Source organism: Bradyrhizobium sp. BRP19 (assembly GCF_020194195.1).
GTDB classification, from domain to species: Bacteria; Pseudomonadota; Alphaproteobacteria; order Rhizobiales; family Xanthobacteraceae; genus Bradyrhizobium; species Bradyrhizobium yuanmingense.
Window position 1 is genome coordinate 551,215 of record NZ_JADYVZ010000001.1, and the last position, 26,496, is coordinate 577,710.

The window sequence follows — 26,496 nt, forward strand, 5'->3', positions numbered from 1 at the left end:
AGCCTTACTGGCGAACAAGCTCCTGCGGCGCATCGAATTTGGCGATCCGTTGATCGAGCCGCCACAGCTCGATGCGATGCACCAGGACGAGCGAGGCGGCTTCGCGCTTGGCCTGCTCGTCGTCGTCGCAGACGAGGTTGATGCACCCGAACACGTGCCCGTCCGGATCGATCTGGAACGCGCGGTAGTGCTTGATACTTGCCACTATAGGTGTCCTCGCCTTGGAGCGACGGGTGCGCTGAGCCAATCCGTGAGGTTCGAGGTCACTTCGTTCTGCTTGGCGCGACGCAGCAGCATCTCGCGTTCCCTGCCGGGCGGCAGGTCGCGGGCGCGCTCGCGCGCGCTTTCGGCAAAAGCGGCCAGTCGCTCCTGAAGCGTTTGGGTCTGTTTCCTGCGGTTACGTTTGGCGGTCATTTGTACTTTTGAACTTTCGTGGACAATTCGGTTGAAAGGAAATCGGCCCCGGCGGGGGATCGGGCGCCGGGGCCCAGGCTCTCTTGTCACTCAAGTCGCTTGCCGGTCGAGGCGGCTCGGCCCGGCAACGATTGTAGCTTCCGTCGCAACAGCCGGTTCCGGCATTTCAATAAGTTAACGCTGCGCGATTTTGCGCAAATCACAACCGCAGGACCGATCGATCCGGACTGCGCCGGAACCGAAATGCTGATTCGTATGTTCAAGGACGACCTGAAGGAGGATCATCATGGCAAAAGCAGCATTGAAACGCCCGGGGTCGCCGATCGGCCGCAAAGGACCGCGCAAGGCAAATCCCGCCTACAAGCGCCGCGCGCGCGAGCCGTGGACAGCGGCGGATGTGAACAAGCTGAAGCAGCTTGCGAAAGGCAACACGCCGACCGGCGTGATGAGCATCAAGCTGCAGCGCCCCGTCACGGCCATTCGCAGCAAGGCGCAACGCGAAGGAATTTCGCTGCGGCCGGTCAACCGCTCCCCGTACAATCGGCGAAGCAAGGCCGCGAAGCGGCGCTGACGACGCGCATCGCGCCGGGCTAGCTTGGCGGCTGCAGGCCCGGCGACCGCAGCCACTCGCTCATCTGAGACCCAGTTTCCGCCTGACGCGCCTTGCGCAGGACTTCGTCGCGCGCCGCGCCGGGCGGAAGCAAGCTGGCCTGTTCGCGTAGCCGCTCCGCCTCGGCGGCGAGCCGCGCTTCCAGAGTGTCGACTTGCTTGAATCGATGTCGCGTCCTCATCAGGCGTCCTCCTGGTGCATGAGGTCGAGCGCGCCGTTGCGTTCCGACGGGTATTGAGGCCGGCTGCACAGCTGGCCAACGATCTAACGTTCCAGAAAGGGAACGGTTGCCTGTTTCGGCGAAAAGGCCGCAGTTACGATTCCTCGTTGTCGCGGCGCGCCCTGATCTCGGAGCGGAGCATGGCGCTGTCCATGATGGCGAGGCGCAAATCATTCACCGCGTCGCCGTAGCGGCCCGCGACTTCTCTGTGCTGCTCCCGGAGGGCGCGGCTCTCTTCGATAGCGCGGTTGGCGCGGGCAAACAGGGTCTCTGGCATCACGCATCATGCGACGGAGAGTCGCGAGCGCGCACTTGCATAGGTTACTCAAATGGCGCCAACCGCTCAAAAAGCGCCGCCGATTAACCTGGATCAAGCCATCACAACCCCGCCGGACTGCCCTCAACCACGCACCGGTAGCCCGAAACAGGGACCGGCAGATCCCCGATTTCCTTAGCTGAAACGCCACAACGGGTGTACGGTGATCTCATCACTGGCTGTGGCTCTGCCCGTAGGCGCCGGTGGCTGAGAGACCGATGGTGCTCCCGCCTGCATGACCCGGGGAGCGCCTGATGGCGAAACAGCCTTATTATCCGTTGCAGTCCGATGAGAAACACGTGGAGCAGGTTCGCAAGGCGATCCGTGAATCGCTGGAGGTATTGACGCTTCCTCGACCGGATACGTTTCTGGGCCGGAAAACTCACGAGCCCTTTCCAAGTGAAGACGATGATGATGTCCAGGACGGACAGCGCCCCAAACAGGCGTGATTGCGAGCAGGACGACATCCTGTTCCGGCCCATCTCAGCGAAACGACTCGTCTGGCCGGAACGGAACGGCGTCAACGGACCGCTTCAGTCGCCCGGTAGATCCCGAGATAGCTAGGCGAATACAGCGCCGCGTTCTTGAGCGCATCGAGGTCAGGGATGGTCAGCGTCCGCTCGCGCAGCACGATCAGCCCCGCCGCGCGCAGCTCCTGGAGCGTCCGATTGAGGTGAACGACGGAAAGTCCGGTGGCATCGGCGAGATCCGTTTGCGTCACGGGCATGAGGCAGGAATTGCCGTCGACCATTCCCACCGGGCGCAGCCGCTCGACGATTTCGCAGAACAGATGCGCCACGCGCTCCAGCGCGACCCGGCGGCCGAGATTGATCGCCCATTCTCGCTGGATCGCGCTGTTGAGCAACGTCTCGCACCAGAAGGCTTCCGACAGCGTGGGGTTGTTGGCGAGGAGACCTTCGAATCGCGCGCGCTTGATCTCGGCATAGACCACGGGCGTCAGCGCCACGATCGAATGGTCCATCTCCGAAAGCAGGTAAGCGTGCGCATCGCAGCTTTCGCCCGGGAAGATGAAATTGACGATCTGGCGCCTGCCGTCCTCCAGCGTCTTGTAGCGGCCGAGCCAGCCCGACAACAGGACGCGGACACCATCGACGCGATCACCCTCGGTGATCAGATCCTCGCCGGATCCGGCACGTTGAAGACCCTCGAGCATGGCGTATTCCAGCGACGCGCGAGCCTCGTTCGACAACCGCCGCAACGCATTCAGCCGGCGAACGACCGGCTCCAGGACGCTGCGATCGGCTGTCGACAACGGCATCAGGCGGCCACCACCGGTGTGTGGAAGGCACGCTTGGTCAGGGGGATGGTGATGGTGCATTGCAACCCGGCCGGGTTGAATGTCATCGTGGTCTGCCCCTTCAGCTCGAACGCCAGCGTGCGCTCCAGAAGCTCGGTTCCGAATCCCTTTCGCGGCCTTGCCGTCACGCGCGGCCCGCCGCGCTCGCGCCACTCGAACACCAGCTCCGCCGGATCGGTGCTCTCATCGACGCGCCAGGTCACCTCGATGCGCCCGCTCGGCTGACTCAAGGCGCCGTATTTGAGCGCATTGGTCGCGAGCTCGTGAATGGCGAGTGCGAAGGTTTCGGCAGCCTTGGGCTGGAAGCGGATGTTGGGGCCCGAGACCCGCATCTGCTCGCCTTCCCTGGCATTATAGGCGAGCAGTTCCTCGACCACGAGATATTCGAGATCGACGCCGCCCTCGGGATCGCGCGTCACCAGCGCCTGGGTGCGGGCGAAGGCATTCAAACGGCCGTCGAGATGGGAGGCGTATTCCTCCACGGTTGAGCTCGTTTCCGCCGAGCGGCGGGCAATCGAGCGCACCACGCCGAGGGTGTTGCGAACCCGGTGCTGGAGCTCGGCGAGCAGCAGGCGCTGCCGCTCCTCGGCACGGGTGATGGCGGTCACGTCGATGAAGGTGATGACGACACCGGCGATGAAATTGTCGACGCTGCGATATGGCAGGATGCGCACGATGTAGCGCGTGCCGCTATCCGGCGCGCTCAGCTCGCGCTCGATGCTGGCGAGCGTGCGCAGCACCCGGCGAATGTCGTCGTAAAGCTCCTCGATCGGGATGCGGGCCTTGATATGGCTGATCGGCCGGCCGGTGTCGGTCTCGACCAGATGCAGGAGCTGGGTGATCGCGGGCGTGAAGTTCATCACGCGCAGATCGTTGTCGAGGAAGACCGTAGCGATCTGCGTGCTCTCGAGGAAGTTCTTGAGGTCGCTGGTGGCGCGCGTCAGCTCCTGGACGCGGTGTGCCAGCTCGCCGTTCACGGTGGTCAGCTCCTCGTTGACCGACTGCAATTCCTCGCGCGAGGTCTCGAGCTCCTCGTTGGCGGACTGCAACTCCTCGTTCAGCGATTGATATTCCTCGTTTGAGGATTTCAGCTCCTCGTTGGTGCTTTCGAGCTCCTCGATGGTCGCCTGGAGGCGCTCGCGCGTGGCCCGCAGATCGTTTTCGAGGCGCTCGACGTGCTCGGTGCGCACCAGCGCGTTGGGATTGCTCTGGTCGGATTCGATGGTTCGCAGCGGGCCGTCCTTGAACAGAACGACGAAATTGCGGTGGCCGCCGATGCCGTCATGGATCGGCTCGACGGTGATGTCGACGAGGACGCGGTGACCGTTCACGCCTAGCTGCACCTGCTCTGCATGAACCGGCTCGTTGATGTCGGCGGCGCGGCTGAGGGTTGTGCGCAATTCCAGCCGGAGATCGCGGTGCGCGAGCTGCAGCAGGTCGAGCGTGGCGGCGCCCGCCGTCGGCTCGATGTAGCGGCCGGTGCGCCCGGAGAAATGCAGGACCTGAAAATTCTCGTCGGTGATGACATAGGCCGGCGCATAGCGCTCCGCGATGCGCTGCGCGCGTCGCTCGAGGCCGACGTCGGGCCCGAACGAGCGCATCGCCGGCACCTCGACCGGCACCCTGCCGGCCGCGGTCGTGATCGGAAATTCCGGCGGCAGCCGCGTTCCCGTCTCGAGCTTCTTGAAGATCCGGGCGCGGCGGTCGACCGGCGCGAACAGCTTCGGATGCCGGGTCACGTTCTCGGAATTGCCGAGGAACAAATAGCGCTCCGGCAACAGCGCGAAATGAAACAGCGGAATCACCCGGTTCTGCAGCTCGGCGTTGAGATAGATCAGCAGATTGCGGCAGGAGACGAGATCGAGCTTGGAGAACGGCGCATCCTTGATGACGTTGTGCTGCGAGAAGATGCACATCTCGCGCAGCTCCTTCACCACGCAATAGGTATCGCCCTCGCGCACGAACCAGCGCGCCAGCCGCTCGCTGGTCATATCCGCCTCGATATTGGTGCGATAGCGGCCGACGCGGGCGGTCGTGAGCGCCCGTCCATCGATGTCGGTGGCGAAGATCTGGACCTGCGGCACGGAATCCATCCGCGCCATGTGCTCGCGCAGGAGAATGCCGATCGAGTAGGCCTCCTCGCCGGTGGCGCAGCCGAGCACCCAGACGCGGATCTGCTGGCCTGCGCCCTTGCCCTCGAAAATCTTCGGGATGATCTGCATCTCCAGCACCTCGAACTCGCGCTTGTCGCGGAAGAATTCGGTGACGCCGATCAGGAGGTCGTTGAAGAGATACTGGGCCTCGTCCTTGTCGTTGCGAAGGAAATCCACATAGGCGGCAATGTCGTCGATCCGGACCACCTGCATGCGCCGCTGCACACGGCGCAGGAACGTGTTCTGCTTGTAGCCGTGGAAATCGTTGCCGGTCTTGTTTCGCAGGATGTCGGCGATGCGCGACAGCGAACTGGCGGCCGCGGCGAGGACCTCGTCGAAGCCCTGCTTCTCCTCCAGACGCCTGAGATGACGGGCATAGACTTGGATGTGCTCGGGGATGTCCTCGGGCGGCAGCACATAGTCGGCGATGGCGGCGGGCGTGTTGCCGTTGCGCAGTTGCTCGGCCTCATCCTCGCTCGCTAGCTTTTCGGCAATGGCGAGGCCGCCGTGATCCTTCAGTGTCGCCGTGCCGAGCGTGCCGTCACCGCCGGTGCCGGCAAGAATGACGCCGATGGATTGCTCGGCGCGCTCCTCCGCCAGCGAGACCAGGAAGCTGTCGATCGTGGCGCGCTCGCCGGGCGCCTGCTCGGCCTTGCGGATCGCGAACCGATTGTTCTGGATCGTGGTGATCATCGCCGGCGGGCACAGATAGATCATGCCGCCCTCGATCGCGTGGTCATCACCGATATCGGCGACCTTTCCGCCATTGGACGCCTGCACGATTCCGCGCAGCCGCTGCTCGTCGTAAGTCTCATGATGCTGAAGCGCCAGCACGATGGCCTGATCGGCGCCTACGGTCAGCTTGGCAAAGAAGCGCTCGATGCTGTCCAGTGCACCAGGCGAGGCGCCCACCCCTATGACCAGCGGAGTTTTGATCTGGCGCTCTCCTTGGACCGGCTGGTCGCCGACGTCGTGCATGGCTCTGGTGGCTCTCGTTTGCTCGCCGGGACCAACAGGCGCCCGGCTCCTGCAAATAGCAGAAATCAATATTATCCCAACAGATCAAACGCAAAAATGTCCCCGAGGCCTTCAGCGTTGTCAGCCTCGGCCACCAGGTCCATACTTGGCCGGCGGCGGAGGAACCAGCGATGCCGATCTCCGAGGAACTCGCCGTTCTGATCAGGCGCGCCGAGCGCGCAACGGCGGACGCTCACCGCCTGCTGGCCGAGAACGAGCGTTGGCGCCGGTACGCGGAGCGGCAGCTCGATGCCATATTTGAGCTCAGCGCGGAGTTCAGGAGAGCTGCCGTGCGGCCCCCCCCCCCGCCAACTACCCAGCCGCGACCTCCTGCCGGAGATACTCGACCCGCTGCTCGATCAGGACGCGGTGGCGCTCCCATTCGACCAGGGTCTGCTTGAGCAGGCTGACCAGCCGCTCCGCCTGACGCGTGTCGTGTCCGCTCGCCATGAGTTCACGCACGCAATCTTCTTGATTGCGGATGCGCTTCCAGCCCTCCTCGATGTCCTGTTCCGCCTTCACCAGCAGGCGTTGCTCGGCATCGAGCTGTGCGGTGCGTTCGGCAAGGGAGATGGCCATGGCGACGCCTTCACGCCTCCCGTTTGCCTACGGAAGGATCGAGCGACTTTAGCACGACGCGCCGGATCATGTCGGCATATTCGCGGTATTCGAGCGCCCTGGCCTCGTACATCTCGGCAACGGCAGCCCGGCCGGTGCGGCGGCCGTCGGCGGCCATGCGATGCACCAGCTCCGCCCGCTCCTCGATAATCCGCAATGCCACGCGCAAGGCTTCGTCGACGCGCCCCTCCTGCTCCTTGGCGAGCGCATCGGCGGTGAAGCCGTGGCCGACCTGGCAGCGGAAGCGCATCGGGCGGGCGCTCTTGACCTCCGAGAGCACCCCGCCGCAGGTTGGACAGGTCAGGGCGACAGGGTCAGCCATAGAGGCGAGATTGTCGCTTCCGATCCGCTCACCAGCCGCGATCTCGACCTCGAGCCTGATCTCGGGCGGAATCGGCAGCGCGGCGCCGGCCTGCTCCCTGACGAGCTCGGAGAGCACGTCGCCCATGGTGGCGCCGGGAACGCAGAGATCGACCGTGGTCGCCTCCATGGCGCGCTGCGGCATCTCGTCCGAGATCGCGTCCGCGGGGTCTTGCACCACGGCCATCCCGCCGCAGCGTTTGATGGCGTTGAGGCCGGCCGCGCCGTCCGACAACAGGCCGCTCAGGAGCACGCCGATGACGCGCGGCCCGTGATAGAGCGCGGCCGAGCGGAACAACGCATCGATCGCCGGCCGCACCATGTTCTCCCGCGGGCCGCGGCCGAGGAAGATGCGGTCCTCCGTGACGAGAAGATGATGGTCCGGAGCACCCAGGTAGATCTGACCGGGCTCGATCTTCATACCGTCTTCGGCCTGCCGGACGGGGAGCGGGCCGGCACTGCTGGCGACCGTGGAAAGGATGCCGATGCCCTGGGCCGGGATGTGCAGCACGATGAAGACGGCGGCCGGCAGATCCGCCGGCAGACGGCTCAGGATCTGCTTCAATGGAGCGGTTGCCCCGGCCGAGCCCCCGATGACAATGATGTCGCGGTTGCCCATGGAACCCGCCTCCAATTGCATCGTTTGCAGTTTGCACCAAGGCGGATCGCCGGCTTATGTTCCTATGCGTTGGGAGGCCGAGACAGCATGGCGACATCGTCGCATCAGCGCGCAGAGCTCAAGGGGCGCCGCATCTTCGTGGTCGAGGACGAGTATTTTCTCGCCGATGACATCGGCGAGACATTCCGCGCGCTGGGCGCCGAGATCGCCGGTCCTGTCGGCGATCTCGAAGACGCGCTCAAGATCCTGCACGACGGCAGCGTCCTGGACGCCGCCGTGCTCGACGTGAACATCCGCAGCGAGATGATCTTTCCGATCGCCCGCGAGCTGAGAGCGCGTAACGTGCCCTTCCTTTTCACCACCGGATACGACAAGATCACGCTCAGTCCGGAATTTCAGGACGTGCCGCTCCTGGAAAAGCCGATCGATCTTGCGGCGATGGCACGGAAGCTCACCGGACTCATCGCCGAACAGCCGGTCTAGCAAAAGCGGTTGAAAGCTCGCAGCCGGGCGACGATCAAAATAGATGCGCGAAAGCAAGCCACGCGGTCACCGCCAGGCACAGGATAACTGCGGCGTAAGGTAGCGCGATGCGCAAGACGGCAAGCTCCCCACCTTCAGCTCATCATCATCCAGACGATCGCAACCATCATCACGAGAAAACCCGTAACGGCAGTCGCGATAAAGGCCTGTTCGATGCGATCCATCGCCAGAGCAGCCCCCTCTTGGTTCAGCCCGTACAATTTGACGGTTTGAGGGCCGCGGCGCATTAGGCTATGTGAATCGGGGTCTTCTTTCTCTTTTCTCTTCGCAAAACGGTTCGTGCGCGCCGCCACATTGCACGCGCGTCGCTCTAAGACCTTGCAGTACCGGGCTCCGCCATCTTGCGGTGCTGCTTGGCCAGCATCTCGTTCGGCGTGACGTTCGCGACCGTGGTCTGGATCTTGTTCTTCAGCCCGGTGACGATATCGGCCTCACCGCGCAGCATCGCATCGAAGCCGGCCTTGGCAACATCGTAGGCGCCGTCCTTCTTGTCGGTGCCGACCTTGGTGTCCATCATGTCGGCGCGGCGGAAGAACTCGGTCTCGGTCGCCCCCGGCATCAGGCAGGTCACGGTGACGCCGCTGTCGCGCAGCTCCTCGCGCAGCGCAAATGAGAATGAATCGAGGAACGCCTTGCTGGCGTTGTAGGCGGCCTGGAAACTGCCCGGCATGAAGCCGGCGATCGAGCCGGTGATGAGGATGCGGCCGGCATTGCGGCGAAGCATCTCATTGCCGACGCGGTGGATCAGATACAGCGTGCCGGTGATGTTGGTGTCGATGAGGTGTTTCACCCTGGCAAAGTCCTGATCCAGGAACGCCTTGCCGAGGCCGATTCCGGCATTGGCCAGCAGCGCATCGATCGGCCGGTCGCCGACCGCAGCGCACAGCTTGTCGACGCCCTCGGTGGTCGCAAGATCAGTCTCGACCGGCTCGACGCTGCCGCCGAGCCGCCGGAGATCGACGGCCACCTGCTCGATCTGGGACTCGTCGGCCGCGATTACGAGGTCGAAGCCTGCCTGCGCACAGCACCTAGCGAGTTCCAGGCCGATACCGGTGGAGGCTCCTGTGACGACGGCGAGCTGATTGGCGGACATGCGGCAAATCCTTGTGGTTGAGCCTTTGGAATGAGGTGATCACGCTCAATCGCTGCCCTGCTCTCTCGTTCCTATTTGCGCAGTGCGAAGAATTTGCGCGCGGCGATAGCAACCATCGTTCGTGCCTGGACTTAGATGGCACGTGGCTCAACCGGGAGGACGGACGATGAAGGCGCTGGTCTGGCACGGCAAGGAGGACATCCGGTGCGACACCGTCACCGACCCGGAGATCCAGGATCCGCGCGATGCCATCATCAAGGTGACGAGCTGCGCCATCTGCGGCTCCGACCTGCACCTCTTTCACAATTTCATCCCGGGCATGCTGCCCGGCGACATCATGGGCCACGAGACCATGGGCGAAGTGGTCGAGGTCGGCTCGGGCGTCGACGGCAAGCTGAAGAAGGGCGACCGCATCGTCGTGCCGTTCACGATCATTTGCGGCGAATGCGACCAGTGCAAGCGCGGCAATTTCTCGGTGTGCGAGACCACGAACCGCAAGCGTCATCTGGCCGACAAGGTGTTCGGACACACGACGGCGGGCCTGTTCGGCTACACGCATCTGACCGGCGGCTATCCCGGCGGCCAGGCCGAATATCTCCGCGTGCCCTTTGCCGACGCCACCCACATCAAGGTTCCGGCCGGCATCCCGGATGAGCAATTGCTGTTCCTCAGCGACATCTTCCCGACCGGCTGGCAGGCCGCCGCGCAATGCGACATCGAGCCGACCGATACGGTCGCGATCTGGGGCTGTGGCCCGGTCGGGCAGATGGCGATCCGCAGCGCCATCCTGCTCGGCGCCAACCAGGTGATCGCGATCGACTGCCTGCCCGAGCGGCTCAGCATGGCCGAGGCCGGCGGCGCCACCACGATCAACTTCGAGACCGAGAGCGTGGTGGAGCGGCTCCAGGAGCTGACCGACGGCAAGGGCCCGGAAAAATGCATCGATTGCGTCGGCATGGAATCTCATGTGATGCCATCGCTGCCCGACACTCTGCTCGACCGCGCCAAGCAGATGGTGATGGCCGAGAGCGACCGGCCCCACGTGCTACGCGAGATGATCTATGTCTGCCGTCCCGGCGGCATCATCTCGGTGCCGGGCGTGTACAGCGGCCTGTCCGACATGCTCCCGATGGGCGCCTTCATGAACAAGGGCCTGACGATGCGGACCGGCCAGACCCACGTCAACCGCTGGACCGATGACCTGCTCCGCCGCATCGAAGAAGGCGAGATCGACCCGTCCTTCGTCATCACCCACACCGTCCCGCTCGCCCAGGGACCGGAGATGTACCAGGTGTTTCGCGACAAGCGCGATTCCTGCGTCAAGGTCGTGCTGAAGCCCTGAAGGAACCAGCCATGTTTCACTTCTCCAACATCGTTCGCACCAAGGGCGACCCCAAGATCCTCGAGGGCGGACCGAGCCTGAAGCAGCCGGCGGACCAGCTCGCGCGCGCGCTCGGCTGGTTCAGCATCGGTCTCGGCGTCGTCGAGTTGTTCGCGCCGCGGCGCGTCACACACACGCTGGGCATGGAAGGCCATGAGACCCTCGTCCGCGCCTTCGGCGTGCGCGAAATCATGGCCGGGATCATGACGCTGTCGGTCGAGAAAAACGCCGGCCTGTGGGCTCGCGTCGGCGGCGACGGCCTCGATGCCGCCGCGCTGCTGTCCGGGCTGACGGCGGACAATCCCAAGAAGGGCAATGTCGCGCTCGCATTGCTGATGGTCGGCGGCATCGCCGTGCTCGACTACCGCGCCGCGCAGGACACCAGGCCACGCCGCCCGCCGCGCGATGCACGGCGCAAGCTCTATCCGAACCGCAGCGGATTTCCCAAGGGCATCGAGAGCGTCCGCACTGCGGCGAGACAGATCGCAGCGCACGCTGGGCAAAACGAGGTGAAGCAAGGTGATGAGCGACGAGTCCCGTGACGAAGCTGCGTGGTGGGAATCCGCCGTCGTCTACGAGATCGCGCTGATCTCCTTTCAGGACTCGAACGGCGACGGCAAGGGCGACCTTGCCGGATTGATGTCGCGCATCGACTATTTGAAATGGCTCGGCGTCGATGCGGTGTGGCTGACGCCGATCTACAAAAGCCCCTTCCGCGACCTCGGCTACGACATCTCCGACTATTGTTCGATCGATCCCGCCTTCGGCAGCCTCGAGGAATTCGATCGCCTGCTCGAGGCGCTGCACGGTGCGGGCATCCGGCTCGTCCTCGACCTCGTTCCCAATCACACCGCGAACGATCACGCTTGGTTCGTCGAGAGCGCAAGCTCGCGCAACAGCGCGAAAGCCGACTGGTACATCTGGGCCGATCCGGCCGAGAACGGCGGGCCGCCCAACAACTGGCTGAGCCGGTTCGGCGGCAGCGGCTGGGAATGGTGCGAGGCGCGCCGACAATATTACTATCATTCCTTCCTGGTGGAGCAGCCCGACCTGAACTGGCGCAACCCGCAAGTGCGCGCCGCGATCGCCGATTCCATGCGGTTCTGGCTCGACCGCGGCGTCGACGGCTTTCGCGTCGACGCCAGTGCGGTCCTGATCAAGGACCGGCTGTTGCGCGACAATCCGGCGAATCCGCAAGCCGAGGGCAAGCCGCCGCCCCAGCGGCACACGACGGTGTTCACCGACGATCGCCCCGAGACGATGGATTGCATCGAGTTCATCCGCGAGGTGATCGACGCCTATCCCGGACGGATGTTGTGCGGCGAGGTCCAGGGCAAGACCGACCGCATCGGCCACTTCTACGGCAACGACCGGCCGCGCCTGCATCTGCCGCTCAATTTCGCCCTGCTCGATTCCAAATGGGACGCCCTCTCGCTGCAGGCCACGGTCGACGCCTATCTCAACGCCATCCCTGACGGTGCCTGGCCGGTCTGGGTCATCGGCGGCCACGACAAGCAGCGGATCGCGAGCAAGATCGGCGAGGCGCAGATGCGCGTGCTTGCGATGCTGCTGATGACGCTGCGGGGAACGCCGTTCTTCTTCATGGGCGACGAGATCGGCCGCAAGCGCGTGCCGATTCCGCAGGGCCGCGTCCGCGATCCCTTCGAGAAGCTCGTGCCCGGCTACGGCCTGTGCCGCGATCCCGAACGCGCACCGATGCGGTGGGATGACAGCCCCGATGGCGGCTTCACGACGGGCCGCCCATGGCTACCGCTCGAGCCGCCCGATGGTGCAGCCAATGTCGCCGCACAGCAGCGCGACGAGCGCTCGATCCTCGCTCTGTTTCGCGCGCTGATGGCGCTGCGGCGCGAGCATGCCGGCCTGCAACGGGGCGCCTACGAGCCGCTGCGCTCGCAGAACGATGTCCTGGCCTTCAAACGGACGGAAGGCCGTAACGAAATTCTGGTCGCGCTCAATCTCGCGGCCGAACCGCGGAAATTCCATTGGCAAGGTCGCGGCCGTCTCTTGATGTCGACGCATCTGGATCGGCCGCCCGAGCCGGTGCCGGATGCGTCCATCCTGCTCCGGGGCAACGAAGGCGTGATCATCGCACTCGAGCCTCGGTGATATCAGGAGGAACCATCCGCGTCGCGAAGAGTCTGATCAAGGCTTCCGGCGTCTCCCCCCGCCGCCGGAGGCAATTTGCAAGACCGCAGCCCCGGCGCCCACGCCCCCTTCAGGCGCCGGGGTAGCGGCGTGAGCCACGGCAGGACATATCGGAGGCAGCTCATGGGCAAGTCCAAAGGTCTGCAGCAGCGGATCGCCGGCAAGACCAAGCAGGCCGTCGGCGAGATCATCGGCGACCAGGATCTGCACGATGACGGCAAGGCGCAAGCCGAGCGCGGGCGCGACGAACAGGACAAGCCGAGCGAACTCAATCCGCTGAAAAAGCTCAAGCAGCTGACGTGAACGCGGAGCCGCGACCAGCACTCACGAGTGGGGCGCGGCGCACCACCGGCGAGCGGCGGCGTTCGCGCTGGATTGCCGCGGCCGCACTCGGCCTGATCAGCAGCACGTTTTCGACCATCGTCAGCCAGCTCTTTGCTGCCCGAATCGGCCGCGATGCGGCGGTCGATTGGATGACGGTTGCCGCGATTCCTGCGCGCGACTGGGCGATCAGCTCCGAACCATCCTGGAGCGCGATCCTGGCCGGGATCGCCTTTCACCAATGGGCCGATTTTTCCTGGGCATTGGTTTTCTTCGGCGTGCTCGGACGCTGGACGGCCGACTTGCGGCCGATGACGATCCTGCTGCTGGCGCTGCCCTGGGCCGCGTTCTCTTCAGGCATGGAATGGTTCGTGCTGGTGCCGCTGTTTCCATTCTGGCAGCCGCTGTTCACGCTGCAACAACCCTACTGGATCGGGCTGCTGGTGCATGGCTCCTCCGCCGTGATGTATCCCCTGTTCGCGCGCCTGCGCTGGAAGCGCGGGACTGCGCCTGACAGCGACGTGCGGTTCACCAACATGTGGATGACGGGCGCGCTGGCCTTGATTGCGGTGCTCGGGGCGGTCGCATTGTTCGGCGGTCATGGCTACGAGCTGCCGTGGATGGGCCGCGACAGGGATCAAGACCAGGCCTACATCCGTCACATGACAACGCATCATGCCCAGGGCATCGAGCTGGCGCGGACGGCTGCCGAGCGCGCGCAGGATCCGCATCTGCGCAAGCTCGCGATGCTGATGGTCGCGAGCCAGACCGGAGAGAACCGCCTATTCGAGAATTGGTGGCTGAGCTGGTTCGACACGGAGATGCCCGATTGCAGCACCGAGGAGTGGGCGGCGATGCCGGGCTTCCTGACGCCGGCCGAGATGCGCCAGGTCAAGACCGCGCCGCCGGACCAGTTCGACATGCTGTTCGTCGAAGCGATGAGCCGGCATCACCGCGGTGCGGTCAGGATGGCCGACCAGACGTGGCACAGCCGCGGCGACCCTCGTCTGCGCATCATGGCGCATGCCATCCGCCACGAGCAGCAGGGCGAGATCGCGCTGATGCACGGCACGCGCGGCCTCGCCGCCGTGACCACAGGCGTCCGCAACATGCTCGGCGACAACGTCAATTGAACGTGAGGATCTTGTATCGGCAAGCGGCCTGCTGCCTCGCCGATACTCCAGACGAACCTATCAAACGTTAATGCTTTCCGCCGTCATTATCGGCCACACTTGGGCCGACGGGGGCCGTCGGAGATCAAATGCAGGCAGGATTTGCTTTCTCGAGGCTGGCCGACCGCCTGACGAGCCTCGTCGAACTGACCCCGGAACATCTCGATCTGCTTGCGGACATGCCGAGCAGCATCGCGCATTTCGGCGCGCATCAGACCATCCTGCGGCACGGTGATGAGGCAACGCAATGCTGCCTGGTGCTCCAGGGATATCTGTCCTGGCAGAATGACGAAACCGCAGATGGCCAGATCACCGCGATCTGCGTGCCCGGCGACATCGCCAACCTGCAAAGCCTGTATCGCCCGCGCATCGAGGGCAACCTGACCGCGCTCGGTTCCGCAATCGTCGCGCTCGTGCCGCACCGCTTCTTTCGCGAGCTCGCGGTGCGATCTCCGGCAATGTCGCACGCCTTGCTGTTGATGCTGCTTGCCGATCACGCCATCCAGCGCAACTGGACGGTGAACCTCGGCAGCCGGGACGCGTTGACACGTGTGGCGCACCTGCTCTGCGAGATCACAGTGCGGCTGCAAACCGTCGGGCTCGCCCGGGATTTCAGGTTGTCCTCGCCCTTCACCCAGTCCGACCTCGCCGCAGCCTGCAGCATCTCCCCGGTCCATGCCAACCGCACCATCCAGGAGCTGCGCCGCTGCCATTTGCTGCAATGGCAGGGCAAGACCTTGACCATCACGGACTGGCCGGGCCTGGTCCGGCTCGCCGGCTTCGACCCAACCTACCTGAGCATGCGGTCCGGCGCGGACGATGCTCGGCCGCCGCATGCGAGACCGGTGGCGGCCGACGTCGCGGTCGCTTGATCCGCCTCGTGGGCGCGAGGACCTTGCGCGGCTCAATGACGTCGGACCCTACTCCCGCCAGACCTCGGCCAGCTCTTCCGCTGTCACCAGGTCGACCTGGCCGTGGAAGCGGGTGCGGTACATCGTCATGAGCGCGTCGTGGCCGACGTCGGACGAGCTGCACAGCGCGTCCTCGACAAGGACGATCCTGAAGCCGAGATCGACGGCGCTCAGGACCGTCGAGAGCACGCAGACGTCCGTCTCCGCGCCCGATATCACGACGGTGCCGACGTTCTTCTCGACCAGCAGGCTCGCAAGACCGGGATTGCTGAACGCGGAATAGGCCGGCTTGTCGATCATCGCCGCCGGCGGAACGAAACGTGCCAAGGCCGGCACGAGCTCCAGAGCCGATGACGGCAGATGCCTGCGCGTGGCCTGGCGCCAGCGGCGGAAATAACTCTGCCACTGCCCCGGGCGATCCTCCGGATCCTGCGGGGTGATGAAGCGTGTGAAGATCGTTCTCTCCGCGTGGCGCGCAACGACCGAGACGACCGTCGGCAGCACCCGCTCCATCCAGGGCGTCGCCCAAAGGCCGTCGGGAGCGAAAATGTTCTGCATGTCGATGCATAGGTGAACGGCGCCGCGGATCTCGGCAACATCGGACATAGCGTCCCTCATCGTCCTCCACCTTCAAGCGCATTCGGCGACCAGTTGCGAATGCGAGGCGAGGGCTTTGGTTCCGAACCGCGGCGTGCAGCGCGAGGTGGTGCGCTCGGAGGGCGGTCGCATTTACTGCGATTTCAATGAGTTATCGAGGACTATCAATGCATAAGGGGCGCATATCAACCGACCAGTATACGGAGCAGGCTGTTCAACATCGGCCCTGCGTCCTGCTCGCGAGACAATGCAACATTTCAAATCAGCAGGTCATGATGCGCAGCTACAGGGGCGTGATGGGGTCCGTTATTGCCATGGTTGGCCGCGGGATCGTCCAGTGCGTTGGGTAGGATTTTGACGAGGATATCGAGGGTGGCCGCCTGATCGGGCTTGGCGCGTGGATCGACCGGAATGTGGACCTCTCTAGGTTCAATCCTGACGATGGGAGTGAAAGGAGTTGCGTCGCTGTCGAAGCGGAACACCCGATCTTGATCGGCGCCGCCGGTCTCGAACGCAGCTTTAGCCGGCTGTGCGGCCACCGATGCGATTGCAGCAGGTTGCGTAGCGTGCTGCGAGTTTCCGTTCCCTGCACTATCGCCTTTTGTGGCGCTCGATTCGGCGATCTCGGCTGCTGCTGATGCCTTTGCGGAGGCCGAGTGTGAATTGTATCCTGAGTTGCTATGCTGCAGGTCAGCCAGTTTTGCCGTGGCCACTGCTGCCGACGCGCTTGCGTCCGATGCACGATGATTGTCGCCCTCACCGACACTCTTCTCGGACATGAAGACAGTTTCAGCCAACTCGGTGGTTGTCGCCTTTACAGGCTCCGGCTCCGCCGTTGCAACACTTTCGTCAGCCTTCGGGCCGTGAGCAGAGGTCGAATGCTCCCATTTGTTACTCTGCTCCACGCCGCTGGGCTCTGCCATCTTCGCTGACTCGCGCGTATAGGCTGGAGTCCAGGAATGATGCTCGTTGTCATTGCCGAGGCCATTGCCCGGTGTCGCCTTTGCTTCGGCCGTCTCGGTGGCCGCCTTTGCCGACCCTCGCTCCGACGCGTGCGAGTTGCTGTCGTCCAGACCGCCTGGTTCGGCCGCTGCTGCTGGCCCTGACCAATCGTCCGATGCCAGTGAATCATGAGCGTTGTCCTTGCCGGCGCTATTGCCCGATACGGACTTCGCGTCGGACGTCTCCGTGGCCGCCTTTGCCGACCCTCGCTCCGACGCGTGCGAGTTGCTGGCGCCCAGGCCGCCTGGTTCGACCGTTTTCGCTGGCCCGGACGAATCGTCCGAAGCGAGTGAATCATGCGCGTTGTCCTTGCCGGCGCGATTGTCCGGCATGGACTTCGCTTCGGCCGTCTCCGTGGGTGCCTTTGCCGACCCTTGCTCCGACGCGTGCGAGTTGCTGTGGTCCAGGCCGCCTGGTTCGGCCGTTCTCGCTGACCCTGACGAACGGTCCGAAGCCGGTGGATCATGCGCGTTGTCCTTCCCGGCGCGATTGTCCGGCATGGACTTCGCTTCGGCCGTCTCCGTGGCTGCCTTTGCCGACCCTCGCTCCGACGCGTGCGAGTTGCTGTGGTCTAGGCCGCCTGGTTCGACCGTTTTCGCTGACCCTGACGAACGGTCCGAAGCCGGTGGATCATGCGCGTTGTCCTTCCCGGCGCGATTGTCCGGCATGGACTTCGCTTCGGCCGTCTCCGTGGCTGCCTTTGCCGACCCTCGCTCCGACGCGTGCGAGTTGCTGTGGTCCCGGCCGCCTGGTTCGGCCGCTTTTGCTGGCCCTGACCAATCGTCCGAAGCCAATGAATCATGCGCGTTGTCCTTGCCAGCGCGATTGCCCGGTATGGACTTCACGTCGGCCGTATCTCTGGCGCCGGCCATTGCAGACATTTGCTCGGGAGCGTGCTGCGGCCCTTCGCGGTCGTCCCTGTGCGCTGTCGCGAGGCTCGATTCACCAAAATCGGCTGCTTCCGATGCGTTTTTAGAGGTTGAATGCACCGGCTTGCCATGTTCCGCGCTGCCTGTTTCTGCCGTCTTCCCTGACCTTCCCGAAGGATCCGAAGCCGGGGATTGATGCTCGTTCTCATCACCGACATCACTCCCAGGTATGAAGCCACCGTCCGTCTGCTCCGCACCTGGTTCCTTTGCAGGCCATGGCTCCAGAACATGCTGTGAGTTACTGCCGCCCGCGCTACCGGCCGCTGCGATGCTGGGGCCGGTGCCTGCATCGTTCCGCTGACTCTTCAATGTAAGACTTTCAACTTCCGTTACCGCTGCAGCATGAGCAAGCACGATCGGTGATATGCGAGCCAACCCCTCGGTCCCATCGACGCTCTCTTCCGTTGTGCGGGCCGGCGCGAATTCAGTCCTCAAGCCGGCATCAGCCAGACTGTCCCAAACTCCAGCGGTCCCGAATGTGCTCTCTCTCGTCCCGATACTTGCATGGGCACTGTCGGTACTCAGAATAGCTTCGATTGCAATCACGGATGTCAGCGCTTCTTCGAGCTGCTCCAACGTGAGAGCGGCCGCCGCGGCTGTCGGCTGGCCGACAAAGTCCGATTCTGCGATGGATACAATTCCCGGCAGATGGATTTCCAACAGGTCGCGGTCTCCGATCTCCAGAACATGATCGGTCGCATTCACATAGACGATCGTTTCATTGGTTGTGGAGTTGAAGATCCAAGCGACGGTGTGTGGCGGTATGGACTTGCTTGCTGCTGTCATATGAAGCCTGGCAAGGGCTCCGAAAGCCGCAAGATTGATCCTGCTCGGCCCAGACGCGAAGTTGAAGACAGAGTCGGAAGAGGTAGAACTGGAATCGGTCGGGTCGCGATGAACAACGTTTTCAGCGACGTTGCCGCCCATCAGCTGATCGTGGCTATATCCGCTACTACCGGCATCGTGACTGAAGTGCAGGAGGCCGGCAAGTTTTTGGAGAGTCTCCCCTACGGTACCATCACTCGAGTGGCCCCGAGTGCCTTCTCCGGCGGCGCTTTCATTTTCAGCGGCCACAAACGCGGAAGGCAGGCGAGAAGCCTGCGCAAGGAAACCCGGGACTGAATCATCTACATGATGATCGTCGGCATTGGTGCTCGCAGCAAGTTTGGTGGCAGCATTGTATCCGGTAACGTCCACGAAGCTGTCGAGCGGCGCTTTGGCCGGGTCATGCGACATCAGTGCCAAATGGGGATCGCTGAGTGTGTAGATCAACGCACCGGTGAGGGTGGCGAAAGTACCATACCCTCCGTGAATCAACGTCGGATTGGATGTCAGCCGCGAGAATAGATGTTCCGCGGTGGAGTCACCTCCAATCTTCGCGTCGTTCATTCCTCGCAGGAAAGGTGTGGCCAAACCGGGCGTGCTTGAACCAACAGAACTGTACTCCTTCCACGATTTCGAGCCTGCGGATTGCTCAGCGGTGCCGGGCGCTTCCATTGCCGAAGCCGCGGTCGAGATTTGGCTCGCCCCGACAAAAACGCCTCTCTGAGTGAGCGACGGCTTTTCGTCGGAATCCGCGACGATGGCGTGACGGAGGATAGCTCGCTTCCAGAGCTCATATTCGGCATACTCCACCGCGGGGCCGGTGCTGTCGTCATGCGGAAGAATGTCGTTTGCCTCCGACGCCTTGAGTTCGTCCGCAATGGCGACCGCCAGGAGAGCCAGCGAGAGCATTCCGAACCCGGACGGGCGTTGTAGCAATGCGAGGGTGGCGAGCACCGTCCTGTTGGTTATTTCAAGCTTCTGAAATATGTTGTGCAGGTGTACTTTAACGGTTCCATCTGAAACGTTTAGCTGGTGCGCGATCTCCTTGTTCGACATTCCTTCTGACACCAGTCGTACAATTTGACGTTCGCGCGGCGTCAATAGCTCCAGTAGGTTGTCGATTTTGCTGCTGTCGGTTTTCTCGACGGTTGGCGAGAGATCGGACTGCTCCAAAAAGCTACGCTTCGTCATCAGTCGCAGCGATCGCAGCACAGCGTCCGGTGCAACATGCTTCGCGATTGCATCACACGCGCCAGCAGCGATGGCCAAGGTTAGATCGTGGTCCGTGTCGGAATCTGTAAAGAACACCAGGCGCGTGGGCAGCCGATCAGCTTTCGCAATGACGAGGATCTCGGATGCCGTTAGATCTGGCAGGGTGTCAGCAAGAAGTGCAACGTCGGGTGTCAAATTCCGCATCGCTTGGATGCAGCTTGTCCCGTCGCTGCACGACGCGATGACGTCGAAGTCCGGCTGTGCCCCGAGTACCGACTCAAGCCCCCGTAGAACCATCGGCTGTCGATCGACGATCACAAGCCGGATGGGCTTGAATATCCGCTCTTTCGCAGACGTGTCTAACATGGACCCTGCCTCGACCCGGCCGTCTATGTCCTTCGGCATATAGCCGAGACCGAGTGAAGTCATTAAAATACAACGAATAGAATAAAGAAAGAGATTTAATCCGGTTTAACCATATCTAAAATCGCGAATTTGACGTGCAAATGTGCCCATTTGCCGTAAGTCCTATCCTTTTGCCGAACAGTACGGCGACGCCAGGCCGTTGGGTGGGCTTCGAGTGGGGCACACGAACGGCTCACGGCCGTCATTCCAACGCTTTTGGTCCCCCGGCGGCCAGAACACCATCTTGGAAATTGGCCCTCCCTGAGACGAGACTTTCAGAGCGCGCTCGCGATGCGCGCCTGCGCGCTTCACAACTCAAGGCCGATCAGCTGTTCGGAGAATGATCGTTGGCTGGGATGCTGTTCAGCCGCAGCGCAGGCTGCCGTCGGCGAGTCGACGACATCAATTGCAGGTCCGCGACAGGTCCGTATAAGCGCAAGCTGGAGTCGCGGGCGCAGGCCGTCCCTTGAATGGCGGACCAGCGCGTGCTGGCCTTCATCGCAGGAACCATATCTGTGGTTGCCAGTTGACTGCTGTTGAGCTGCACGCCGGACAGCAGCTTGACGAGCCGGCATGAGTTCTCGCGCCGAACATCCGTCGGGGGGTTGATCCCATGATGGACCACGCGACCAGGGTTGGTAATCGGTTGTTAGCAGCGTTGCCGCCGGCGGATTTTGCTTTGCTTGCACCTCATCTACGGAAGATCGGGATCGAGCGCGATACGGTGCTCGTCCGATCAGGCGATCGGATCGAACATCTTCTCTTCCCCCTGAGCGGCGCGATAGCCACTATCATGGAGTTGCCGAACGGGCAGACGGTCGCCACGACGATAGTGGGGCATGAAGGGGCTGTGGGTCTGACGTCAGCGCTTGGCGCATCCCACTCGCCCGTGACGGCCGTTGCTCGCATCGCCGGGACCGCGCTGCAGATCTCGCCTGCGCAATTCCTGACAGCGCAACATTGCAGCCCCGCCGTCGCAGCGATGGTGCAAGTGTTCACGAGATCGTTGCTGACGCAACTCCAGCACGTGGCTGCCTGCAACGCATTACATTCCGTCGAAGCCCGCTTGGCGCGCTGGCTGCTTCACATTCACGATCGGGCAAATGGCAGCGATCTCCTCCCGCTGACCCAAGAAACGTTGTCGGAATTGCTGGGCGTCCGCCGCACCACCGTCACACATGTCGTGAGCACAATGCGGACATCAAGAGCACTAAGATCCAATCGACGTGGCCAGCTTGAAATCGATCGGCCGCGGCTCGAAGCCATGGCATGCGAATGCTACAAGGTCATGAGCCGCAGAATCGATCGGATCGTCTCGCAGAGCACGGTCGGGCTCGTTCATAGGCCTCCAGCGCGGAGCGCCTCCCGCTCGCCTGGCGGCCGAATAGCCGGGACAGGCTCTTAGAACCAGTTCGTTTTCGCGAACCACCCCGCATGTGCCCGCGCCATTCGGCAAACCGCGCGAGGCTCGGTCGCTGCAAACGTCCGATCCTGCGCGGCATTTTTTCGACTTTGCGGCCGGCTCCCGGCCGAAGCGAACAATGGACGAAAACTCCTGTCATCCACTCGCCTTGGGACGCTCGTCACAACAGCCCGACTTCTTGCGAATGAGCGGTATGGCCATGAGCTTTGCCTGTGCGAAGCCGGAAGGCCCACTCGGGGTCCGAGCCGGGTTGTTGGCGCTGCCCGCCTTGCGCAGCTTGCGCTGAAGATTCTCCTCTCGACCTACCCGCTCTCTGAGCTTTTCAAGTTCCGCAAGCTCTGCCACCAGCGCCTCGAGACGTTCTCGAAGCAGCGCCGCAGGACTCTCCGCTCGAACGCGGATATTCATGACACGCTCCTGATCGAGGTCTTGAGAAGAAGTCGCATAAGGTCAGGAAAAGTATGTAATTCACCACAATCGCATGAACATTTGGCAGTGTTTACACCGCAAATCGCGCTGCGGCGGTGCAACAAGGGACGACTCGGCCGGAGTTTAAGAAAGGTCCAGCCCTGCCAAACCGTACGGCGCCGCAGGCTCACGCATGGGCTGAGAAGACTGCTATCGGCTGGATTCGGCTGCACTCGAAATCCTGGTGTTAGCTCCCGGACACTCGGCCTTGCGCTTTTCCTCGTCTTCTTCTGCGCAATCGAGCCCACCACTTGCGTTTGGAATTCCAGAGCTGCCGCCGGTTGCGAAAGGCCCTTTCGCACTGCCTCCGCCACCGCCAGACCCGCCGCTACCGCCGGATCCGCCACCGGCTGCCCCTCCTCCGGCGCGAGATGATTTAGCAGAGCCCCCGCCAGGGGCTCCCCCGCCCCCTGTTGACCCGCCGCTGGAGCTCCCCGGTCCCGATACGGACGACCGGTCGTTATCGAAGAACGACGATTGCCTCCCATCCTTCTGCGTCACTCCACGCAGGCCCCCCGAGCTTGCAATGGCTCCTGAGGTCAGGGAAGTGGATAGAAGCAGAGTCATCACTGGGGGTGTGACGGCCGCAAATCTTCCGCAGGTTTTCAAGAACGCCCGCCGGTCGTCATCTTCGTTGCCGTCCCGGGTCACAACACGCTCTCCTCGGTTTAAAATATTAATTACGGTATTATACATTAAATGTATTTTCAACCGATAATTTTCTTTATGTGAGTGGTGTTTCTTGACGTGCGCCGTCAATTGATCGTGGGCAATTTCCGTACTCGTTCCTGTACTTCCTGGCCTTCGGGCGCAGCTTCGGAGTTGCGCTCGCCATTTAATACGATTAATTTGCGTTTTAACGGACGTCGAGCGCAGGGCTCGATTGCAACGGATGATGACGATGCCACTGCAATTCCACCGGTCTGTCCGCGACATGGAGATCTGGAGCGCAACCAGCGAGGGCTTCTCGTTCGTGATCAGCTTCGGAAGCCCGAGAGGCCCCGGCTTTCATGGCCGCGCCGGCTATTTGGCGAGTTGGCGTCCGCTCCACAAAAACCAGGCCGCAATCAAGATTGGCGGTTCGCCCTTTCGAACGTTAGCCGAGGCCGAAGGGGCCTGCAGCGCCATGGCTGGGCTTCTGGCGCCACGATAACCCCCGCGCACGTTCGGAAGAGCCAGACACTCCCATTATTTCACGCTCGCCGGATCCTGATGCAACAGATCAGGAGGATCCATCTTACGTGACGCGGCATGCAGCTCGTTTCGCGAAATCGCCAATGCCGCGAGAATCGTGCGATTGCTGATGTCCAGCTTTTGGAAGATATGATGAAGGTGGACCTTGATCGTACCGTCGGCAAGGTTCAACCGACGTCCAATCTCCTTGTTCGATAGACCCTCCGACACAAGCCGCATGATTTGCCGCTCCCGGTCCGTCAGTTGTGCCAGGGGCTTCTCATCGGGGCGGGCCTCATCATTGGCTAGCCATGCGCTCGGCGAGGCCGCTGCTTGGCCCTGGGCGGCTTTCCGCAGGGTTGAGACCAGCATCTCGGCATCCGAATCCTTCGAGAGGACGATGCAGGCGCCCTCCAAGGCCAGCCTTTGCAACTCACGATCCGCCGCGACACCGGCGAAAAAGACTACCGCGGGACTTGGGCCCGAAGCGTTTGCGGGAGCGAGGATCTGCTGCCGGCTGACATCAGGCAGTGCAGCATCGACGAGCGCGACGTCCGGCACAAGAAATCGGATTGCCTCATTGCAGCTTGCGCCATCGCTGCAGGACGCAACGATCGTAAAATCACGCTGCGCTGCAAGAACGCTCCTGATCCCTTGCAAAACGATCGGATGTCGATCCGCGATGACAATTCTGGTGCGGTGCATGCTTCCCCTGCCTATCGCTAACAACCCCCCGTGCAGCCGTTTAATCCAACAATTTCTTCGAAACGCGAGGATGACGGGTCCGCTCGGCGACAATGTCACACAGTCTCAAATCCTAGACAGCCGAACGTTCGACGACTGCGCCACGGTAACTTGACCGGCAAGTATGCGCAGCACCGTAAGAATGCGGTGCTCAACATTCGTGGCCGCAAGCCTGTAGACGAAAGCCAAATTTCGACAACGCATGATAGATTCGATCAGAAAATTCTCCCATAGAATGTCTAGGCGCACGGATCGGCTGCTGTGTCATGATGGTCAACATCCAATTAACTTCGTTGGCACCGTTATTACCAACGATATATTGGGTCATTCACGATTCAAATCTAACATTCGACGAAGTTTCGACGAACACGAGATCGTTCAAAAAGCCACGTTATTGAAGGGAGGAAAAGTAATACTATTCATCAAGGCGAAGCTGGTTAGTAAAGCACGAAAACGGCTGCGTCGCGCAGCCAGTGTAGCAACGACGAAATCCGGTCACCCATATTGGAGCTGCATATTCGTCAATTCAGCAACTTCAATGAGCGGTCATGGAGGGCATCGTTGGCAATGAGTAGGTGGTCACATGTATTCTTCAGCAGTTTTGCGTCAAACTCATCAGGCTCTCATCATTCAATTCACTGAATTGCAGAACTTGCGTAGCCGCGTGTCGAAGGCCGAGCAGCGATTGCTTGCGCCGAGGCGACGAGCCCGGGGGCGGAGGGCGAAGCGACCGCTGGTTCGGAGGCACGGGCCCAGCCGGTAACTCCGACCACCACGCACACTGGCGCAGCGGCACGGGTGATCGTGCTTGCCGGACCCCGGTTTGACCTGATAAGCCCCCCTCCTGTTTCGGTTCGGAGGTAGTGGGGACGGCTTCCATGGAGAACGATGACTGGGCATCTATGACCACAGCTGAGCTGTGGCGACTCTACGATGAGGTCACTGCTGTTCTTAGTCGCAGGATGACCGCGGAAAAAGCCAAGCTCGAAGAGCGGCTTCGCAAGATCGAAGGTAAGACCGGGGGGCAGACCGAGGGACGTGCACGCCGCCCCTACCCTCCCGTGCTGCCGAAGTATCAGAACCCTAAGAACCCGTCCGAAACCTGGTCCGGCCGTGGTAAGCAGCCTCGATGGCTGAAGGCGCAGCTTCGCGCCGGCAAGAAGCTAAACGATCTCCTGATTGACCGCCCGTCCGCACAACGGCGCCGCCGGGCCGGCTGAACCTCCGACCGGTCCCCGGGACGGTGGTGTCAGGGCTGGGCCGCCAGGCGCCACTTTAGCGAGTGCTATCTTCTTTCCCGTTAGGACTGCCGTCCCCACCACCGTTGCCCTTGCCATTATTGCCCTGCACAACGTTTCCGCCAGAACTAGCGATGGCGGATGAGGTCAGAGAGGTCGAAAGCAGCAGTGTCATCACGGGAGGAGTGACGGCGGCAAATTTTCCACAGCTTCTCAAGAACTCACGGCGGTCTTCACTATTGGAGTCAGTCGGGTTCATCGGCGCTCTCCCTGCGATGGTCATAGAAAATAAGCGGATTTGGATGCATCGCAAGTTAAATGTGTTAATTCAACCAATTTAATTGCCACCTTCCGCAAGTCCACGCCACTAGCGTGCCATGTCCCGGGAGCTATTCCTTCGAAAGGAATGCACTAAAACGCAGCGTGGACACACGCTGAACAGGGGAAACCGATGCCGGCGAGCGGCCAAGCGTTCTTTGATTCGAGGCGGTTGATTGACGGCGGTCCGGGACCAAAACAACGCGATACTAAAAATAATTGAAATCCCAAAAATATAACTCTAATTTTTGAATCGGCGGTTCGCCCGGGCAGGTACCTCATGTCCACTCCGCGAAGGCCGTCGATTTTAGATGGACGCCGTCGGTACGAGTCAATTGACGACGACGCAAATGGGCTTTTCTGATGCATTCAAAGCTCGATCCCAGCATGTCTGATCACAATTTGGACCAGTGGCTCGCCATCGCGCGCGAGTTCTTGCAGGCTCTGGCAGCTCGCAAGAGGAAGCAGTTCGATCGGAGGGTGTCGATCGGAGACCTTCTCACCGAGCGCGAGGATAACGCCGCAGCATATGGCTTTGGAGAGGGCAGCACGATGTACGACAACGTGCTCGTTCTTGGGCGCGTCAAGGTCGGACGGAATACCTGGATTGGACCGGGATGTATTCTGGATGGTTCAGGTGGAGATTTGCAGATCGGCGATTGGTGCTCCATCTCTGCTGGCGTTCAAATCTACACGCATCACACGGTAAACCGCTCAATTTCGCTCGGCCGGGATCCCATCGATTGCGCGCCCACCTCGATCGGCAATGGAGTCTACATCGGGCCGAATTCGGTGATTCAGATGGGTACAACCATCGGCGACCGCGCCATTGTAGGCGCGAACTCGTTCGTCGATAGAGACATTCCCGCGGGTGCAAAGGCGTTCGGCTGTCCAGCGCGAGTTCAGCTTGCGTCTAAAGCCACATAATGC

The 26,496-nt window shown here is 62.2% G+C and carries 27 protein-coding genes and 1 pseudogene; 12 read left to right on the forward strand and 16 right to left on the reverse strand.

Annotated features, from left to right (window positions below; all coding sequences use genetic code 11):
• Nucleotides 1-4 precede the first annotated feature (4 nt).
• Nucleotides 5-205: a hypothetical protein gene (locus I6F36_RS02650; protein WP_036013732.1), complete on the reverse strand. Its 201-nt coding sequence runs from the start codon at nucleotides 203-205 to the stop codon at nucleotides 5-7.
• Complete coding sequence (locus tag I6F36_RS02655; protein WP_225144604.1) at nucleotides 205-414, reverse strand: hypothetical protein; 210 nt, start codon at nucleotides 412-414, stop codon at nucleotides 205-207. The genes I6F36_RS02650 and I6F36_RS02655 overlap by 1 nt, the downstream gene beginning before the upstream one ends.
• A 286-nt stretch (nucleotides 415-700) precedes the next feature.
• Between I6F36_RS02655 and I6F36_RS02660 the strand changes: the two genes are divergently transcribed.
• Nucleotides 701-985, forward strand: a complete 285-nt coding sequence (locus I6F36_RS02660; protein ID WP_225130075.1) for a hypothetical protein — start codon at nucleotides 701-703, stop codon at nucleotides 983-985.
• Between the two features lie 19 nt (nucleotides 986-1,004).
• Here I6F36_RS02660 and I6F36_RS02665 read toward each other — a convergent pair whose 3' ends face one another.
• Both I6F36_RS02665 and I6F36_RS02670 read right to left on the reverse strand, forming a co-directional pair.
• The gene (locus I6F36_RS02665) at nucleotides 1,005-1,205 is read right to left on the reverse strand and encodes a hypothetical protein (RefSeq protein WP_036025636.1); all 201 of its coding nucleotides are present in this window, start codon (nucleotides 1,203-1,205) and stop codon (nucleotides 1,005-1,007) included.
• Between the two features lie 133 nt (nucleotides 1,206-1,338).
• Nucleotides 1,339-1,521 (reverse strand): hypothetical protein, encoded by a 183-nt coding sequence (locus I6F36_RS02670; protein ID WP_225170994.1) that lies wholly within the window; start codon nucleotides 1,519-1,521, stop codon nucleotides 1,339-1,341.
• Between the two features lie 293 nt (nucleotides 1,522-1,814).
• Here I6F36_RS02670 and I6F36_RS02675 point away from each other — a divergent pair, with 293 nt between their 5' ends.
• Nucleotides 1,815-2,009, forward strand: a complete 195-nt coding sequence (locus tag I6F36_RS02675) for a hypothetical protein (RefSeq protein WP_225170995.1) — start codon at nucleotides 1,815-1,817, stop codon at nucleotides 2,007-2,009.
• Nucleotides 2,010-2,080: 71 nt separating this feature from the next.
• On the opposite strand, the gene I6F36_RS02680 is transcribed toward I6F36_RS02675, so the two are convergent.
• The 4 genes from I6F36_RS02680 to I6F36_RS02695 all read right to left on the reverse strand — a co-directional run bounded on the left by I6F36_RS02680 (nucleotide 2,081) and on the right by I6F36_RS02695 (nucleotide 7,645).
• The gene (locus tag I6F36_RS02680; protein ID WP_225170996.1) at nucleotides 2,081-2,839 is read right to left on the reverse strand and encodes a Crp/Fnr family transcriptional regulator; all 759 of its coding nucleotides are present in this window, start codon (nucleotides 2,837-2,839) and stop codon (nucleotides 2,081-2,083) included.
• Nucleotides 2,839-6,009, reverse strand: a complete 3,171-nt coding sequence (locus I6F36_RS02685; protein ID WP_225170997.1) for a CheR family methyltransferase — start codon at nucleotides 6,007-6,009, stop codon at nucleotides 2,839-2,841. Before I6F36_RS02685 ends, I6F36_RS02680 begins: the two co-directional genes overlap by 1 nt.
• A gap of 351 nt (nucleotides 6,010-6,360) precedes the next feature.
• The gene (locus tag I6F36_RS02690; RefSeq protein WP_225130082.1) at nucleotides 6,361-6,627 is read right to left on the reverse strand and encodes a hypothetical protein; all 267 of its coding nucleotides are present in this window, start codon (nucleotides 6,625-6,627) and stop codon (nucleotides 6,361-6,363) included.
• Between the two features lie 10 nt (nucleotides 6,628-6,637).
• Nucleotides 6,638-7,645 (reverse strand): chemotaxis protein CheB, encoded by a 1,008-nt coding sequence (locus tag I6F36_RS02695; RefSeq protein WP_225170998.1) that lies wholly within the window; start codon nucleotides 7,643-7,645, stop codon nucleotides 6,638-6,640.
• Nucleotides 7,646-7,732: 87 nt separating this feature from the next.
• Here I6F36_RS02695 and I6F36_RS02700 point away from each other — a divergent pair, with 87 nt between their 5' ends.
• Nucleotides 7,733-8,128, forward strand: coding sequence for a response regulator (locus I6F36_RS02700; RefSeq protein WP_225170999.1), 396 nt, complete (start codon nucleotides 7,733-7,735; stop codon nucleotides 8,126-8,128).
• A gap of 134 nt (nucleotides 8,129-8,262) precedes the next feature.
• Here the strand turns inward: I6F36_RS02700 and I6F36_RS02705 are convergent, their stop codons facing one another.
• Both I6F36_RS02705 and I6F36_RS02710 read right to left on the reverse strand, forming a co-directional pair.
• The gene (locus tag I6F36_RS02705) at nucleotides 8,263-8,481 is read right to left on the reverse strand and encodes a hypothetical protein (protein WP_225171000.1); all 219 of its coding nucleotides are present in this window, start codon (nucleotides 8,479-8,481) and stop codon (nucleotides 8,263-8,265) included.
• 17 nt (nucleotides 8,482-8,498) lie between these two features.
• On the reverse strand, nucleotides 8,499-9,281 hold the full coding sequence (locus I6F36_RS02710) for an SDR family oxidoreductase (protein WP_225171001.1): 783 nt from the start codon (nucleotides 9,279-9,281) through the stop codon (nucleotides 8,499-8,501).
• 166 nt (nucleotides 9,282-9,447) lie between these two features.
• Here I6F36_RS02710 and I6F36_RS02715 point away from each other — a divergent pair, with 166 nt between their 5' ends.
• The 6 genes from I6F36_RS02715 to I6F36_RS02740 all read left to right on the forward strand — a co-directional run bounded on the left by I6F36_RS02715 (nucleotide 9,448) and on the right by I6F36_RS02740 (nucleotide 15,193).
• On the forward strand, nucleotides 9,448-10,623 hold the full coding sequence (locus tag I6F36_RS02715; protein WP_225125034.1) for a zinc-dependent alcohol dehydrogenase: 1,176 nt from the start codon (nucleotides 9,448-9,450) through the stop codon (nucleotides 10,621-10,623).
• Nucleotides 10,624-10,634: 11 nt separating this feature from the next.
• A complete protein-coding gene (locus tag I6F36_RS02720; RefSeq protein ID WP_036013700.1) occupies nucleotides 10,635-11,204 on the forward strand; it encodes a hypothetical protein in 570 nt (189 codons plus the stop codon).
• Entirely contained in the window at nucleotides 11,185-12,789 is a 1,605-nt protein-coding gene (locus tag I6F36_RS02725) for an alpha-amylase family glycosyl hydrolase (protein ID WP_225171002.1), read from the forward strand. Before I6F36_RS02720 ends, I6F36_RS02725 begins: the two co-directional genes overlap by 20 nt.
• 162 nt (nucleotides 12,790-12,951) lie before the next feature.
• Entirely contained in the window at nucleotides 12,952-13,131 is a 180-nt protein-coding gene (locus I6F36_RS02730) for a hypothetical protein (RefSeq protein WP_036045790.1), read from the forward strand.
• Nucleotides 13,128-14,282 (forward strand): DUF305 domain-containing protein, encoded by a 1,155-nt coding sequence (locus I6F36_RS02735; protein ID WP_225171003.1) that lies wholly within the window; start codon nucleotides 13,128-13,130, stop codon nucleotides 14,280-14,282. The genes I6F36_RS02730 and I6F36_RS02735 overlap by 4 nt, the downstream gene beginning before the upstream one ends.
• A gap of 128 nt (nucleotides 14,283-14,410) precedes the next feature.
• Nucleotides 14,411-15,193, forward strand: a complete 783-nt coding sequence (locus tag I6F36_RS02740; protein WP_225135773.1) for a Crp/Fnr family transcriptional regulator — start codon at nucleotides 14,411-14,413, stop codon at nucleotides 15,191-15,193.
• Between the two features lie 48 nt (nucleotides 15,194-15,241).
• Here I6F36_RS02740 and I6F36_RS02745 read toward each other — a convergent pair whose 3' ends face one another.
• Both I6F36_RS02745 and I6F36_RS02750 read right to left on the reverse strand, forming a co-directional pair.
• Entirely contained in the window at nucleotides 15,242-15,850 is a 609-nt protein-coding gene (locus tag I6F36_RS02745) for a cysteine hydrolase family protein (protein ID WP_036013669.1), read from the reverse strand.
• A 236-nt stretch (nucleotides 15,851-16,086) separates the two neighbouring features.
• Entirely contained in the window at nucleotides 16,087-20,163 is a 4,077-nt protein-coding gene (locus I6F36_RS02750; RefSeq protein ID WP_225171004.1) for a response regulator transcription factor, read from the reverse strand.
• A gap of 652 nt (nucleotides 20,164-20,815) precedes the next feature.
• Here I6F36_RS02750 and I6F36_RS02755 point away from each other — a divergent pair.
• Entirely contained in the window at nucleotides 20,816-21,607 is a 792-nt protein-coding gene (locus I6F36_RS02755; protein WP_036025682.1) for a Crp/Fnr family transcriptional regulator, read from the forward strand.
• 153 nt (nucleotides 21,608-21,760) lie between these two features.
• Here I6F36_RS02755 and I6F36_RS02760 read toward each other — a convergent pair whose 3' ends face one another.
• The 3 genes and pseudogenes from I6F36_RS02760 to I6F36_RS02775 form a co-directional block, all read right to left on the reverse strand.
• Nucleotides 21,761-22,033, reverse strand: coding sequence for a hypothetical protein (locus tag I6F36_RS02760; RefSeq protein ID WP_225171005.1), 273 nt, complete (start codon nucleotides 22,031-22,033; stop codon nucleotides 21,761-21,763).
• A 351-nt stretch (nucleotides 22,034-22,384) separates the two neighbouring features.
• Nucleotides 22,385-22,789 (reverse strand): annotated as a pseudogene (locus tag I6F36_RS02765) (hypothetical protein); the annotation flags it as partial.
• A 492-nt stretch (nucleotides 22,790-23,281) separates the two neighbouring features.
• Entirely contained in the window at nucleotides 23,282-23,971 is a 690-nt protein-coding gene (locus I6F36_RS02775) for a response regulator transcription factor (RefSeq protein ID WP_051057152.1), read from the reverse strand.
• Between the two features lie 917 nt (nucleotides 23,972-24,888).
• Between I6F36_RS02775 and I6F36_RS02780 the strand changes: the two genes are divergently transcribed.
• Entirely contained in the window at nucleotides 24,889-25,230 is a 342-nt protein-coding gene (locus I6F36_RS02780) for an H-NS family nucleoid-associated regulatory protein (protein WP_036025684.1), read from the forward strand.
• A 55-nt stretch (nucleotides 25,231-25,285) separates the two neighbouring features.
• Here the strand turns inward: I6F36_RS02780 and I6F36_RS02785 are convergent, their stop codons facing one another.
• Nucleotides 25,286-25,507: a hypothetical protein gene (locus I6F36_RS02785; protein ID WP_081493985.1), complete on the reverse strand. Its 222-nt coding sequence runs from the start codon at nucleotides 25,505-25,507 to the stop codon at nucleotides 25,286-25,288.
• Nucleotides 25,508-25,929: 422 nt separating this feature from the next.
• Between I6F36_RS02785 and I6F36_RS02790 the strand changes: the two genes are divergently transcribed.
• Nucleotides 25,930-26,493 carry a DapH/DapD/GlmU-related protein gene (locus tag I6F36_RS02790; protein WP_225132504.1) on the forward strand — a complete coding sequence of 188 codons (564 nt, stop codon included), beginning with the start codon at nucleotides 25,930-25,932 and terminating at the stop codon, nucleotides 26,491-26,493.
• Nucleotides 26,494-26,496 lie beyond the last annotated feature (3 nt).